The organism is Rhizobium sp. WSM1328 (genome assembly GCF_057653715.1).
On the sequence record NZ_CM172788.1, the window covers coordinates 2,919,329 to 2,933,535 of the forward strand.

The window sequence follows — 14,207 nt, forward strand, 5'->3', positions numbered from 1 at the left end:
AGACGGCTGAAAGTGTCAGCGTCAAGGCAAAAACGGACCGGAAGCACCGCATCGGCGCCTCCGGCCGCAGTCCTCAGCGCCGGATCAGCGGGCAGCCGCGGACATTCGCGAAGGTGATCCTGTCCCAGCCGCGGCGTTCGCGTCCGGCGACGACAACCACCCGCGGCGACATGCGGGTGATGCGGGCGTCCCGTAGGCCGAAATCACGCGCCTTGCGCACCGCATGCATCGGCGAGCAGCCGCGGATCGGACGATGGTATTGCGCCTCGACGACGAAGTTCGTCTGCGGTCCGGCGGCGGCCGCCGTGGAAACGGTGGCCGGAATAGTGCAGAGGGCGAGCAGAGCGGCAAGCGAAGCCTTGGTCAGGAAATGCGTCATGTTGTGTCTCCGTCGATTGAATTCCAAGCTCTCCCTTCAGGGATTGTCTCGACAGTAACCGCCGCAAAATGAATGGTGTTCGAACCGGGCATTCAGTTTGCATTCACAAGCATTAACCGATTTCAATCGCTGAAATGCAGCACGATTTCCCGCCGGTGCGGCCGGTCGCGATGTTCGAAAAGATAAAGCCCCTGCCAGGTGCCGAGCATCAGCCGCCCCCTGGCAACAGGAATGCCGATCGAGACCTGCGTCAGCGCCGCCTTGATATGCGCCGGCATGTCGTCCGGCCCCTCGGCCCTGTGCACGACCCAGTCCATCTCAGGATCGGAAGCCGGCGGCACGAGGCGGTGGAAGAAGGAGAGAAGATCGGTGCGCACATCGGGATCGGCATTTTCCTGGATCAGCAGCGAACAGGAGGTGTGGCGCACGAAGACCGTGAGAAGCCCCTCCTCCCGCCCCGACGCGCTGACGAAGGCCTCCGCCTGGTGGGTGAACTCGTAAAGGCCCTGTCCGCGTGTGGACAAGGTGAGGATCGTCTGGGGCAAGGCGCTCTCCTGCTTCGAGATGAATGTCTCGCGAGTTGGCGCGCTACTCGGCGCAAGTCAAGCTTGCGCGGGCAAGTCAAGCTTGACGGGGCAAAGTCAAGCTTGCCCGGGCAAAGTCAAGCTTGCCCGGGCGATCAGAGCCTGAGCAACACTTCGAAGCCGCCGTAGATCATCCGCTTGCCGTCGAATGGCATCTGCCACTGGTCACCCTTGAGCCTGGGATCGTCCATTACCTTGGCATTGATATCGTCGCGCTCCTGGCGCGAGCTGTAGACGATCCAGGAAAATACCACCACCTCGTCCTCCTTCGCCTGCACGGCGCGGGGAAAGGAGGTCAACTCGCCATAGGGCACGTCGTCGCCGATACATTCGACATATTCGAGCGCGCCATATTCCTTCCAGATCGAGCCGGCGAAGGTCGAGAATTCCTTGTAGGCCTCGATATTCCCCTTCGGAACCGCCACGATGAAACCATCGACATAGGACATCTCGCTCCTCCTTTGCGTGTCTGCGCCCGGTTATCACGGAAGAGATAGGAGACTTGCCAAACGGGTCCAGTCTGCTGCCGAGCGGCTACCGCGCGCGCTTATCGTCCTCCTGGTGATCAGGGACCATTGACCAGCTTGAGGATGAGCTGCTGGATATTGCCGCCGTCACCCATTTCGATCTTGTCGAAGTCGCGGCCGCGCTGGCGCTGTCTTTGGGAGATCTCGCCGAGCCGGCGGGTCAGCTCGATCCTGATCTTCTTGCAATCGGGATCATCGGCAACGGTGAGGCCGATGCTTGTCGCCTCGATCTCCTTGACCATCTCCTTGATGGTCTCGCCATGCACCCGCTCATGCGCCTGCACACCTGATATGAAGGCCTCCCAGCTGCTCTTCACGGCAGCTGGCAGAGCAGCAGATGGTTTCGGCAGCGTATAGGTGATGATGAGCTTCGGCAGGTTGGTGACGATAACGCAGGCATTTCCCTGCGGTTCGTATTTCCTGGTCCAGGTCAGCTTGAACGTCGTATGCGCGATTGCCCGGCCGAAGCCGCCCGCCTTCGGGCCACGCTCGCCGATCGATTCATAAAGCCCGGCGCCCGAGGTGCCTGATATCGAATAGGGCCGCACCTCTTCGACCGCCTGCCACTCGGCCAGCGCCACGGCCGGCACCGACGTGAAAACCGCCGCAAGCACACAGGATAGAAAATTTGTCGTCACGCGCGGCTCCGCCGAATGATGTTTCGGGCCGAACCTAACGGGAGCGGTCGCCGCTTTCAACGCGTCATGCATGTGCTAACCCTGCAGCGTCTTGACCTTGGTAAGATCGGGGAAGAGCCGCATCCACAGGAGCACGACGACGATCGTGCCGAAGCCGCCGACGATGCCGGTGGCGACCGGCCCAAGCGCCGCCGCCATCATGCCGGATTCGAATTCGCCGAGCTGGTTGGAGGTGCCGATGAACAGCGAGTTGACGGCACTGACACGACCACGCATCTCGTCCGGCGTCAAAAGCTGCACCAGCGAGCTGCGCACGACGACGCTCACCGTATCGGACGCGCCGATGACGAGCAGCGCGACGACGGAAAGCGCGATATTGGTCGACAGCGAGAAGACGATGGTGGCGACGCCGAACACGGCGACGGCGGCGAGCATCTTGCGACCGACATTGCTGCTCAGTGGCCGGCGAGCGAGCATGATCGACATGGCAAGCGCGCCGACCGCCGGGGCCGCGCGCAGAAAACCGAGGCCCCAGGGACCGGCATGCAGGATATCGCTGGCGAACATCGGCAGCAGCGCAGTCGCGCCGCCGAGCAGCACCGCGAAGAGATCGAGCGAGATCGTGCCGAGCATCACCGGCCGGCTGCGGATGAAGGAGACGCCGGCAAAGACCGAGGCGAGCGTCACCGGCTCACGCTTGGCAGGGCTCCATTGCATGCGGATCGAGATGACGTTGAAGCTTGCGACGGCAAAGAGCAGCGCCGATATAGCAAAAGGCGCGACGGGGTGGAGGCCATAAAGCAGGCCTCCGAGCGAGGGGCCGATGATCATCGCCGTCTGCATCAACGAGGTCGAGGTTGCGACCGCCTTCTGCAACATCGAGGCCGGCACGATGTTCGGCAACAGCGCCGCCATGGTCGGCCGTTCAAAGGCGACGACGGCGCCGAGCACGGTGACGGCGGCAAGGATGCCGGCCGGCGTCAGCCATTGCTGCCAGGTGGCAACCGCCAGCACCAGCGCCGTCACCGCTTCGATCAACTGGCAGACGAGCCCGATGCGCCGCCGGTCGAACCGGTCGGCGACATGGCCGACGACGAAGGTCAGCACCGCCATCGGCAGGAATTGGCACAAGCCGACTAGGCCGAGCGCAAAGGCGCTGTGTGTCTGATCGTAGATCATCCACCCCATGGCGATGCCAATGGACTGGAAGGAGAGCGAGGAAAAAACGCGGGAGGCAGCGAAGTTCAGATAGCCGGGGTGGCGAAGAACGCTCCCCGGTCCTTGGGATATGTCCATTGCGATGTCACCGGCCGGCAGCGCGGGTCCGCCAGCCTTTATAAGAGTTTTAAGAAGGTCGAGGCGGTGTTCTGCCCGAATGGTCGAATTGTCAATCGCAATGAGCTGGTGTCACCGGATTGTGTGATACCTCGGTCTTAGCGTGGTTCCCTGAAGATGCTGAGATAGCCGGGATCGAATTCGGCGATTTCCTGCAGGCGTTCCCAGTCGACGATGGTGATCGTCCGATTCTCCCAGGTGAACACGCCCTCGCGCCTCAGCGCCTGCAAAGTCTTGTTCAGGTGGACGACGGAAACGCCGAGCACGTCGGCCATCTCGATCTGCGTCAACGGAAACTGGAAGCTTGCGCCGCGCGTCCGCTTCACCACCTGCAGCCGCACGAAGAGTTCGCAGACGAGATGGGCGATATGGGCGCGCTTTGAGCGCCGGCCCATGGCGACGATCCACTCGCGGTGGATGGCGCCATCGACCAGCGTATCGAGCCAGAGCAGCCGGGTCAGGTGCGGCATGCGCTCGGTGATCGCCTTGAGATCGGCGTGATCGGCAAACGCAACATGACAGGACGACAGCGCGACGATGCCGTGATCCATCTTCTTGATCGGGAAAGCATGCAGATCGACGAAATCGCCGGCGACATGCAGCGCGGTGATCTGGCGGCTGCCATCCGCCATCACCTTATAGCGCGCCGCAAAACCATCGAGCAGCAGCGTGCTGTAGGCCGGTCGGCTCCCTTCGGAGACGAGATCCTCCCCGGCAGCAAAATACCTGTCTTTGACGATGATCGCTCTGAGATGACTTTCCTCTTCAGCCGACAGCACATCTCGGCTTCCAAGATTCAACAGCAGGGATTCAATCACGAGCCTGCCCGCCGATATCACAAGAGTTCCTGATCATTTCGATGCGACCTGTATTTTCTATAAGAATCAATGCCTAGCCCCGGGAACAATTGTCTTCATCTGTGATTTCTCCCTGGGATGCGCAGGAAAGAACATGGCTCGCTACTATTTCGATCTACACAATGGGGAAGGTCCGACTCGCGACGAGCACGGCACCGAGCTCAAATCTCGCGAAGACATTCCGAAAGAGCTGACCCGCATCCTGCTGGATGTGGCCCGCGACGAACTGCCCGCGGGTGATCGCATGACCATCGCCATCACCGTTCGCGACGAGAGCGGCGATCCGGTCACGGTTGCCAGCCTCGTCTTCAACAATGAATGGCTCGACGTCTTACGATAGCGGCCGCCGTTTAAGGGCTGCCGCGGTCACTCCTACGCATCAATCCGACTCGGTCGATGGGCGCGACGCTAAGACCCGCCTTCATAGCCGGCAATTAAATTTGACATAGTCTTTTGATTGCTTTGCGTGCGATCGACGGCCATTCACAGGGCCGGCATCCTTATCGCGGCTATTTGGCGATTTCTTCGAGAATGAGCCGGATTTCCGCGAGCGGCCTACGGCTTTCATCGAAGAGTTCCACCGACATCATATTCAAAGGTGCAGTCGGCAAGCCTTCGGTGGCCATCTCCGCCAACACGCGCCGCGCCTCCGCTTTCGCGGCTTCGATGGATTCAAAATCATAGGCCGTCTCGGTCGTCCCGGCGCCATCACGATCGAAAAGTTGAAAGTAGAATTTCGGCACGGCATATCCCCCGCTAGATAACCCTAACGGACCGGCGGACAACATGTTCCGCCGGAACGGGTTTCAGGTCGTGCGCACCGTCAAAAGGCGCCGGCTTCCGGAGAGGCCATTTCCTCGATACCGTCGACGCGGTCGGGATAGAAGGCGAGATGATCCTTGATGTTGCTGACCGCGGCATTCGGCGCCTCGTAGGTCCAGACGGCATTCTTCGAGCGCTCCCCGCCCGGAATGATGCTGTAATAGGAGGCGTCGCCCTTATAGGGGCAATGGCTGCTATGGTCGGTGCGTTGAAGCAGCGACATGTCCACATCCTTGCGCGGAATATATTGCACCGGCGGATAGGAGGCCTCGCACAGCGTCAGCGCATCGTGCGTATCGGCAATCGTCTTGCCGCCGAGCGTGACGACGACGCGGGAGGGATTGTGCTCGACGGTGATCGGATGATCCGGCCCCGGAATCTTGAACGACTTATCTGACATGGGGTTCGTCTCCAGGAGATATCGATCGCATGGAGATAGGGCGGGCATGCCGCCAGCCCAAGGCCTCGAACGCAGCTTTCCCTGAAATGCTGCGCGCCCTTAGAACTCGAAACGCGGCGATACAAAGCTCAGCATCGCCGTTTTCGGCGCCGCCGGCCAGTGTCGCGCAAGCGCATCCGCAACTGTTTCGACCAGCCTGGCGATGTCGTCGCCGGCGGAGACGTGCAGGGCCTCGACAACGATCAGCACCGAGTGCGTCGTCTCCCGCACCGCCGAAAGCCCGCTCTGCCGGTTCGTCCAGCGCCGTGCATGTGCCCTGTCCTCCGCGTCTGCAAAGATCACTTCGTTCGTCTCCGGATGCTCGCTTTCGCCGGCGAAAGTCAGATAGGTCTCGTCACCCTTGGCTCGCCGGACCTCGAGATCGCCAGCGATCTTTTCAGTGTCGAAGACGGCGATCGGAATGGCGAAGGCGAGCGAAATCGAATTGCAGAGATCGATGAGCGGATGCAGGCGCGGCAGCGCATGTTCCTGGCGGAAGCGGCGCAGTAGCGCCTCGGAAGCGCAGCGATATTGCGTCGGCTTCAGGCCCATGCGGGAAAAGCCGCGCCGCCAGGCCTGGATTTCGGGGAATTCGCCTTCCTGCGCTTTGGCCAGCCGGGCCTCGGCGATTGCGCTGAAGCTTGCGATCGCCGCCTCGACATCGGCATCCGCATGGATGCCTTCGGAATGGAGCGCGCCGGCGCGAAGCTCCGGAAAGGCCTGCCACATGGCACGGGAATGGCTGAACTGCATGGTCTATCTTCCCCCGGCAGGTTTCAATGAACGGCTCCCGGCAAAGGCAAGCCCGAGCACGGCCGCAAGTACGCAGGCGATGCCGGCGATCTGGCTGAGCCCGACCGGCTCGCCAAGGATGATGACGGCAAGCATGACGGCGGAAACCGGCGCCAGCGCCGTGAAGAGCGCGGCCTCCGTGCCGCTCACTCTTTCTGCCCCCGCATACCACAGCAGAAATCCGCCGACGGTCGGCACCAGCGCATAATAGACGACGGCGGCGACAGCGCTTGCTGAAATGCCATCTGCGAAAGGCGCTTCGAAAATAGCCGGGATGGCGGCAACGATGAAGCCGATGCCGGCCATCAGCGTCGACAGGGTAAGCGGCGCAACCTCCGTCTTCAGCTTTTTATTCAGCAGGATGAACAGCCCTTCGCAGACGACGGCGCAGAAGATCAGCGCATTGCCGGCCAATGATCCGCCGGCCGCATCCGGCGTGAAGGCGATCGACAGCACGCCTGATGTCGCAAGCGCCACGGCGAGAAGCAGGGCACGCTGCGGCCGTTCGCGCAGCAGCAGGATGGAGATTGCTGCCGACACCACCGGCAGCGTGCCGATAATGACGCCGGCATCGGCCGCCGAGGTCAGGCTGAGGCCGGAGATCAGCAGCGTCGTGTAACCAACACTGCCGGCCCCGGCCTGAATGATGAGGATGAGGCGGTCATGCCGGGAAAACCTCGGCAGCCGCGCGCCGGTCGCCCGCATTAGCAGGAGAAGGACAGGAAAGGCGATAGCGAAGCGCAATGCGGTGGCGCTGAACGGCGGCAGGCCCGAAGCGATCAGCTTGCTTGCGATCACAGTGCTTCCGACCGTCAGCATCGCCAGCGCCAGATAGACATAACCTTGAACCTGCCTCGACATTCAGCGTCTCCTGTTGCCTGCGCCGAGAAAACAGCAGGAGCCTGTCGGGGTCTTGAACGAAATTGCAGGTGCAAAGCAGCCGCTCAGAGAAAGGCGCCGGCATAGAGACGCGGCGACAGGCCGTATTTGCGCACGAAGACCCGCGTCATGTGGCTCTGGTCGGCAAAGCCGCTGGCAAAGGCCGCTTCCGCAAGCGGCATGCCCTGAGCGATCATTCGTCGGGCGATATGGATGCGGGCCTGGACGAGATAGGCATGCGGCGTCAATCCGGTCGCCTTGGCAAAACCGCGCAGCACCTGGAAACGGCTGAGCCCGCTTTCCCTGGAGAGATCGTCAAGCGAGACGGCGGCAAGCGGATCGTCGTCGATCAGGTTTCGAGCCGCGCGGATCGACGCCGGCACCAGTGGCCGCTCTTCGGTACCAGAGCGCTCCCGCATAACATCGGCGACGAGTTGCAGAAGCAGTTCGTCGCAGAGCAACCCCTCCGCCGTCCCGCCGCCGGTCACCGCGCCAAACAGCATTTCGAAGCGGGCGGCGATCGCCGCATTGCGGATAACGGGATGCGGGATTTCCGATCGCCCTACCCCGCTTTCGGTGATCTCTCGTGACAGACCGCTGACGATGGCGGGATCGAAATAGAGGATGCGCCACGACCGCCCCTCGCCGATCGGCGCGCCGTCATGCACTTCGTTCGGATTGACCGTGATGATGTCGCCGGCCTCTGCCTCCACCATGCCGCGGCCGCTGAGCGACGACTGCGCCCCGGCGGAAATCAAACCGATGCCGAACTGCTCATGCGTATGCCGCGCAAAGCTGTGATGCGTTTCCGCTTCTACCGCTTCGACGCCTGCCAGCGCCGAGCGCAGCATCCTGAACTGATTTTTCGCCATTGTCTGCCCGCAGGTCCGATCGCCGGACACTCTGCCAGCCACAGCGAGATGACGCAATCATTGCGGCCAAACCGGCTGCTTAGAAGAACTCGTCGAGCAGCTGGTAGTAAGCGAGCCTTGCCGGATCCGTGGCCGGCATGCCGTAGCGATCAAGGAAGGGCTGCACCAGCGCCTCGCCGAAATTGTGGGCGATGCTGCGGCAGGCGAGCGCGATATCCTGATAGCGGTCGGCGACGCCGAGACGACTGCAGTCGATATAACCCGAAAATCCCTCTTCCGACGCGACGAAATTCGGCAGGCAGGCATCACCATGGATAACGACGAGATCCTCGCGACTGGGCTTCCCGCTTTCGAGTTCGGCAAACAGAGCCTCGGCACTCTTTCCAACCCGCGTCTCATCGAAATCGGTCTCATCGACGATGCCGGCCTGCATCCGCGCTTTTGCCGCCGCGACACGCCTCTCCAGCCGATGATCGAACGGGCAGGATGCGATCGGCAAGCGATGCAGGTCAAGAAGGGCTATAGCCAGCAGTTCGACCCGCGCAGGCGGCGTCAGCGCCGATGCGCTGGTGAGATCACTCCCGGGTAGCGCGCTGATCAGCAGCCGGTTGTGCACACCGTCGCTGTCCTCTGCAATGACATCAGGACAGGGCAGGCCGGAAGTCTGGAGCCAGCGAAGCCTCGCTGCTTCGTCAGCGAGTTCGCCAAAAGGACCGGCTTGTTCGACCTTCAAGTAAAGCGTCGGCAATCCGAGAGCTTCCAGCCGGAAGACGCTCGCGGCGGAACGGCCGAGCGCATCGCGTTCGAACCGGTAGCCGGCCAGACGGGCATCAAGCGCGCCCGCCGACGGCGGTTGATCCTCTTGGAAAATCGACATGATATCTAGGCCATTGATGCAGCCGCATTATCCCGACAGGGTGGGACAGCGCAAGCGGCACGATCAGTCAGCGCATATCGGTGCTCGACGCCTTCTCCGACCTCAATGAACGGTTTCGGCGGGCGCGGCTTCGAGAAGAATTTCGAAAGCCTCTTCCAGAGCAGCCACCAGAATATCGGTCAGCTCGTCGCCTTTGTTTTCCAGGAACAGCGCGCTGACGGCTTCGTCCTGACGCTCAAAGAAACGCTCGATTTCGTTCGACATATCATTGTCCTCTTCTTCACCGGATCATCACGGCCATGGGAGGAAGCTAGGCAGGGTTGCTTGCGCGTGGCTGTTGCCGGTGAGACGCAATCCAGGATCACGAGGACTAGTCACGAATTTCATATTTCGCATACTGACTGCGGGGGATCAATCCACCAACTTCGTGGGCAAACGACACGACTTTCGTCGCTTCCTCATCCACCTCGCAGCGGAAACGAACCTGGTACCAGCCCTTTACTGTGCCAAAGGCGGCATCTCTTACATCAAGGATGGTACCGGTTCGCAATCCAAAACTAGGCAATGCGGACGGGAAATAAGGCGGCGAACCGTGAACGAGTTGGCCCTGAAGCTCGGTGGTGCAAAGCGTGGCCACTCGCTCTTTGCGCGGAAGACCACTGACCGCAGTTTGCGCAAACAAACTGCCATCTTCCGTCCGTGAAAACAGAGTTTTTGCCTTGGGCAGATCGTCCTTAGCTATCACTTTCGGTTTCGCAGCCGTCTGCTGCTCCGGCCGCTTGGCCTCCTCGATGCTTGTATTGGCTTCGCCAGAGACGTCTGTCGGTGGCCCATTTCGCTCTGGGGAAACGTCAGTCGTCGCGACCTCAGGAAGCATCACGTCGTCCGGCACCGGTTTTGACGGAGGCTCCTCAGTTTTTGGTTTTTCTGCAGCAGTCTTTGTCGGCATCTGCGCCGGTTCGGCATCGTGCTGCGGCGGAGTTGTTGCGGGTTTGGTTTCGCCCTGAGGAGAATTTCCCGCCAGCGACTTTTCGGGGCCGCTATTCCTGTCGCCAAACTCGATGACAGGGCTCAGAGTCGGCATAGGCCTCGGCTTAGCTTGCTCGGGAGTCTTACTGGCCGGCGGAGGCGGAGGCGGCGGAGGTGGTGGCGGCGGAGGTGGCGGTGGAGGCGGTTCCTTCTTCACCTCTTCCGGCGGCTTCGGCTCCGGTGGCTTTTCCTTGGGCTCCGGCTTCTTCTCCTCCGGCGGCGGGACGAGCTCCACCTTCACAGTCTCGTCTTCGACAGGTTTCGGCTCGATCTTCGGCAGCCCAAAGATGAGAAGAGCAATGATAGGAATGTGCGCAACAACGGACGCGACGACGCCCCAGCGGATTTCAGGCCGCTGCTTTCCCGTTTCGTGCTGCGCTTCCGCCGGCTCTACGTCTTCTTCTGTCACAGCAGCGATGTGGCCTCTAAAGCCGGCAGCATCAAGCCACAAAAGAAAAAAACCGCGTGATCGAGCAGCGATGAGGGTTATTGGTCGGCCGCTCCATCGTCGGCCACCAGATTGTGCTCCTGCCATTCATCTTGCGGAATGGCGTCACCGACGAGAAAGGCGAAGGACACGACCTTGCCGGAGCCGGCATCAAGCTCACATTTGAACTGGATGTTGTACCACTTGCGTTTGCTGCGGAAGGCGCCGCCCTTCACCTCGACGCTATTGCCACTGACCTTCTCCGCCGCCATCGCATAGGGCGCAAGCGTATCGGGCGCCATGGCCGGCTGCGCCCGGCGCACCTGCTCCAGCGCCTCGAGGTCACAGAGCTGCAGATTGCGCTCACTGCCGGCAAGACCACGCAGCGCCTCGCGGGCGCGGCGGCTGCGCGGATCGGCAAGGACCTTGTCGGAAAACAGCTGTCTTGCCTCGACGAATTCCATCGGCTTTGGCACCGGCAAAGTGATCGGTGCCACTGAAGGCATTGCCGCAGCAGGCGGATTATTTGCAACCGGCGCCGCCGGCTCGGCTTCGGGTTTTGCCGCCTCAGGCTTTGCCTGTTCCGGCGAAGGCGTCTTGGCGGGCTCGGGCATTTTCAGCGATTCCGCGGCCTGCGGGACGATCTCCACCGAGAGACCGTCATCCGGCAACGGCAACGGCGGCTCGGCCTTCGGCAACAGCAGCAGAAGGAGCAGGATCGCGATGGCATGCAGCGCGAACGACGCCGCAGCGCCCCGCTGGATCCCGTCATCCCATTTGCCCGCCGCCAGTTCCATCGGTCAGCAAGCGGCGGTCGGACGATCGATGACGATCATGAAACTGAGGAGCGCTTTCATCATGAGCTTGCCGAAAAGTCGGGCCGCAGCCTGCCGCGGAAATTGAAGCACGCCGCGACACTGCCAGCGCAGCCAATGCTCCGCAACCTTCAAGATCGACAATCGCCGTTTCCGGCTACCCGAGCGAGCCGATGAGATCCCGGTAGGCGGCCTCCGGGAATGCCTTCAGCGTCTCCGTGCGGACATTGCCGCCCATCGCCAGCGAAAGGGTAAAATGCGCCATGACGGCGTCATCTGGCGCCTCGCAGACGGCGACCATGTCGTGCCCGCCCATCGTCAGAAAGAACTGGTTGAAGGAGCCGCCGACGCTGGCGAGCAATTTCTTCGCCGCATCGAGCCGTTTTGCCGAGTCGCGCACATTGCGGATGCCCTGATCCGTCCAATTGATCAAAAGAATGTAAGTGGTCATGTCGCACCTCCCAGAGCATGATGCCGAAAAGTGTCAGCGGTTTTCGGACGACGTCATGCTCTATTTCTTTGATGTGGATCCGGATTCAGATTTTAGGCCCGTCAGGCCTGAAATCACCCGGATCTAGCGGAGGATTAGTTCACGCAGTCACACGGCGACCCTCGGTCGCGCGTTGCGATCGATGCCTTCCCCCGTGGCCGGATTATAGGCTTGTCACCATAGAGGGACAAGAAAGACACCGGGGATCATTGGTATTAATCACGAAAAGCAAAAGCCGGGCGCGAAGCCCGGCTTTTCCAATCAGAACGACGTGGCCGAAGCCTTAGCTGTCGAGGAAGCTTCTCAGCTTTCTGGAGCGGCTCGGATGCTTCAGCTTGCGCAGCGCCTTCGCCTCGATCTGGCGGATACGTTCGCGGGTGACCGAGAACTGCTGGCCGACTTCTTCGAGTGTGTGATCCGTGTTCATGCCGATGCCGAAGCGCATGCGCAGCACACGCTCTTCGCGCGGCGTCAGCGAGGCGAGAACACGGGTCGTCGTTTCGCGCAGGTTCGCCTGGATGGCGGCGTCGATCGGCAGCAGCGCGTTCTTGTCCTCGATGAAGTCGCCGAGATGCGAATCCTCTTCGTCACCAACAGGGGTTTCGAGCGAGATCGGCTCCTTGGCGATCTTCAGGACCTTGCGGACCTTTTCGAGCGGCATGGCCAGCTTTTCGGCCAGTTCTTCCGGCGTCGGCTCGCGGCCGATCTCGTGCAGCATCTGGCGCGATGTCCGGACGATCTTGTTGATCGTCTCGATCATGTGCACCGGAATGCGGATCGTGCGAGCCTGGTCGGCGATCGAACGGGTGATCGCCTGACGGATCCACCATGTCGCATAGGTCGAGAACTTGTAGCCGCGGCGGTATTCGAACTTGTCGACCGCTTTCATCAGGCCGATATTGCCTTCCTGAATGAGGTCGAGGAACTGCAGGCCGCGGTTCGTATACTTCTTGGCGATGGAGATGACCAGGCGAAGGTTCGCTTCGACCATTTCCTTCTTGGCGATGCGCGCTTCGCGCTCGCCCTTCTGCACCATATGCACGATGCGGCGGAATTCCGAGATCGAGATACCAGTCTCGGTCGCCAGATTCTGGATTTCCTGGCGGATGTCGCGGATCGTCGTGTTTTCGCCCCTGGCGAATTCCTTCCAGCCGCGGGCGGCCAGATTGCCGATCGACTTCATCCAGTTCGGATCAAGTTCGGCGCCCTGATACTGCTCCAGGAAAGAGTCGCGCTTGACGCCGTAGGATTCGGCCAGACGCAGCAGGCGGCCCTCGTTGGAAACGAGGCGCTTGTTGATGTCGTAGAGCTGCTCGACCAGGGCGTCGATGCGGTTCTGGTTCAAGGACAGAGATTTGACGGCCTTGATCAGCTCATCTTTGAGTTCCTTGTAACGGCGCTCCTGGGCGGTGGACAGCGTGCCGGAAGCCGACAGGCGCTGCTCGACCTGCTGGTCCTGCAGCTTGCGCAGCTTCTTGTAGGTCTCGGCGATCGTATCCAGCGTCTCCATCACCTGCGGGCGAAGCTCGGCTTCCATTGCCGCCAGCGAAAGGTTGGATTCGTCCTCGTCCTCTTCCTCCTCCTCGGCAGGCAGGCCTTCGCCGCCGACATCGGTGATGTCGTCGTCGCCGGAGCGGGCGCGGCGGGTCTTTTCCTTCTCTTCTGCTAACTTGCGATCGGCTTCGATCTTCTCCGGGCTCTGGAACTGCGGCGCAGCCTTGGCTTCAGGGCCGGAATAGGTCGTTTCGAGATCGATGATCTCGCGCAGCAGCGTCGTGCCTTCGTTGAGTTCGTCGCGCCAGATGATCAGCGCCTGGAAGGTCAGCGGGCTCTCACAGAGGCCCGCGATCATCGTCTCGCGGCCGGCCTCGATGCGCTTGGCAATCGCGATTTCGCCCTCGCGGGACAGAAGCTCGACCGAGCCCATCTCGCGCAGGTACATGCGAACCGGATCGTCGGTACGGTCGGTCGGTTCTTTCTTCTTGGCGGCCGCCAGCGCCGTGCCGCTCGAAGGCGCGAGTTCGCCGCCTTCGCTCTCCTCGTCGCTGCCGGCGTCATCGTCATCGCTGCTGCCGGAAGCACCGGCTTCCTCGGCTTCCTCGTCCTCGATGACGTTGATGCCCATGTCGGACAGCATCGACATCGTGTCTTCGATCTGCTCGGACGTCACTTCTTCGGACGGCAGGACTGCGTTGAGCTCGTCCATGGTCACATAGCCGCGCTTCTTGGCGGCTTTGATCATCTTCTTGACCGCGTCGTCGGAAAGATCGAGAAGAGGGCCGTCGCTTGCGCCGTCGCGTTCGACTTCCGCGTCTTCGTTCTCTTTGACCTTGGTTGCCATTTATATCGTCGCCTTCCTGACGCTATCCAATCTCGCTACGGTGAACGGGCTGTCTCAGGGCCTGACGCGCCGCACGCGCCGCCCTCGAATCACCTTTGCCCACC

The 14,207-nt window shown here is 61.4% G+C and carries 18 protein-coding genes; 1 reads left to right on the top strand and 17 read right to left on the bottom strand.

Features of this window, described 5'->3' with window-relative positions; genetic code table 11:
- Positions 1–73 precede the first annotated feature (73 nt).
- The 6 genes from AC2444_RS14865 to AC2444_RS14890 all read right to left on the bottom strand — a co-directional run bounded on the left by AC2444_RS14865 (position 74) and on the right by AC2444_RS14890 (position 4,281).
- A complete protein-coding gene (locus tag AC2444_RS14865) occupies positions 74–379 on the bottom strand; it encodes a hypothetical protein (RefSeq protein ID WP_012758363.1) in 306 nt (101 codons plus the stop codon).
- 122 nt (positions 380–501) lie between these two features.
- Complete coding sequence (locus AC2444_RS14870) at positions 502–924, bottom strand: secondary thiamine-phosphate synthase enzyme YjbQ (RefSeq protein WP_012758364.1); 423 nt, start codon at positions 922–924, stop codon at positions 502–504.
- Between the two features lie 134 nt (positions 925–1,058).
- Positions 1,059–1,412 (bottom strand): DUF1428 domain-containing protein, encoded by a 354-nt coding sequence (locus tag AC2444_RS14875; protein WP_012758365.1) that lies wholly within the window; start codon positions 1,410–1,412, stop codon positions 1,059–1,061.
- Between the two features lie 116 nt (positions 1,413–1,528).
- Complete coding sequence (locus tag AC2444_RS14880) at positions 1,529–2,200, bottom strand: DUF922 domain-containing Zn-dependent protease (RefSeq protein WP_012758366.1); 672 nt, start codon at positions 2,198–2,200, stop codon at positions 1,529–1,531.
- 3 nt (positions 2,201–2,203) lie between these two features.
- Positions 2,204–3,424, bottom strand: a complete 1,221-nt coding sequence (locus tag AC2444_RS14885; RefSeq protein WP_012758367.1) for an MFS transporter — start codon at positions 3,422–3,424, stop codon at positions 2,204–2,206.
- Between the two features lie 137 nt (positions 3,425–3,561).
- Positions 3,562–4,281, bottom strand: coding sequence for a Crp/Fnr family transcriptional regulator (locus AC2444_RS14890; RefSeq protein WP_041935684.1), 720 nt, complete (start codon positions 4,279–4,281; stop codon positions 3,562–3,564).
- A 133-nt stretch (positions 4,282–4,414) separates the two neighbouring features.
- Here AC2444_RS14890 and AC2444_RS14895 point away from each other — a divergent pair, with 133 nt between their 5' ends.
- Positions 4,415–4,660 (top strand): DUF6894 family protein, encoded by a 246-nt coding sequence (locus AC2444_RS14895; protein ID WP_012758369.1) that lies wholly within the window; start codon positions 4,415–4,417, stop codon positions 4,658–4,660.
- 169 nt (positions 4,661–4,829) lie between these two features.
- Here AC2444_RS14895 and AC2444_RS14900 read toward each other — a convergent pair whose 3' ends face one another.
- The 11 genes from AC2444_RS14900 to rpoD all read right to left on the bottom strand — a co-directional run bounded on the left by AC2444_RS14900 (position 4,830) and on the right by rpoD (position 14,103).
- Entirely contained in the window at positions 4,830–5,063 is a 234-nt protein-coding gene (locus AC2444_RS14900) for a DUF6894 family protein (RefSeq protein ID WP_012758370.1), read from the bottom strand.
- An 80-nt stretch (positions 5,064–5,143) separates the two neighbouring features.
- Positions 5,144–5,542 (bottom strand): DUF427 domain-containing protein, encoded by a 399-nt coding sequence (locus tag AC2444_RS14905; protein ID WP_012758371.1) that lies wholly within the window; start codon positions 5,540–5,542, stop codon positions 5,144–5,146.
- 99 nt (positions 5,543–5,641) lie between these two features.
- Positions 5,642–6,334: a B3/B4 domain-containing protein gene (locus tag AC2444_RS14910; RefSeq protein WP_012758372.1), complete on the bottom strand. Its 693-nt coding sequence runs from the start codon at positions 6,332–6,334 to the stop codon at positions 5,642–5,644.
- A gap of 3 nt (positions 6,335–6,337) precedes the next feature.
- The gene (locus tag AC2444_RS14915; RefSeq protein WP_012758373.1) at positions 6,338–7,234 is read right to left on the bottom strand and encodes a DMT family transporter; all 897 of its coding nucleotides are present in this window, start codon (positions 7,232–7,234) and stop codon (positions 6,338–6,340) included.
- An 83-nt stretch (positions 7,235–7,317) separates the two neighbouring features.
- Entirely contained in the window at positions 7,318–8,124 is an 807-nt protein-coding gene (locus AC2444_RS14920; RefSeq protein WP_012758374.1) for an AraC family transcriptional regulator, read from the bottom strand.
- Positions 8,125–8,203: 79 nt separating this feature from the next.
- Positions 8,204–9,001 carry an APH(3')-II family aminoglycoside O-phosphotransferase gene (locus AC2444_RS14925; protein ID WP_012758375.1) on the bottom strand — a complete coding sequence of 266 codons (798 nt, stop codon included), beginning with the start codon at positions 8,999–9,001 and terminating at the stop codon, positions 8,204–8,206.
- Between the two features lie 102 nt (positions 9,002–9,103).
- The gene (locus tag AC2444_RS14930; RefSeq protein ID WP_012758376.1) at positions 9,104–9,265 is read right to left on the bottom strand and encodes a hypothetical protein; all 162 of its coding nucleotides are present in this window, start codon (positions 9,263–9,265) and stop codon (positions 9,104–9,106) included.
- 106 nt (positions 9,266–9,371) lie between these two features.
- Positions 9,372–10,481, bottom strand: coding sequence for a DUF930 domain-containing protein (locus AC2444_RS14935; RefSeq protein ID WP_041935559.1), 1,110 nt, complete (start codon positions 10,479–10,481; stop codon positions 9,372–9,374).
- A gap of 35 nt (positions 10,482–10,516) precedes the next feature.
- Positions 10,517–11,254, bottom strand: coding sequence for a DUF930 domain-containing protein (locus AC2444_RS14940; protein ID WP_012758378.1), 738 nt, complete (start codon positions 11,252–11,254; stop codon positions 10,517–10,519).
- Positions 11,255–11,429: 175 nt separating this feature from the next.
- Positions 11,430–11,723: a GYD domain-containing protein gene (locus AC2444_RS14945; protein ID WP_012758379.1), complete on the bottom strand. Its 294-nt coding sequence runs from the start codon at positions 11,721–11,723 to the stop codon at positions 11,430–11,432.
- A 322-nt stretch (positions 11,724–12,045) separates the two neighbouring features.
- On the bottom strand, positions 12,046–14,103 hold the full coding sequence (rpoD, locus tag AC2444_RS14950; RefSeq protein WP_003561200.1) for an RNA polymerase sigma factor RpoD: 2,058 nt from the start codon (positions 14,101–14,103) through the stop codon (positions 12,046–12,048).
- Between the last annotated feature and the right edge of the window lie 104 nt (positions 14,104–14,207).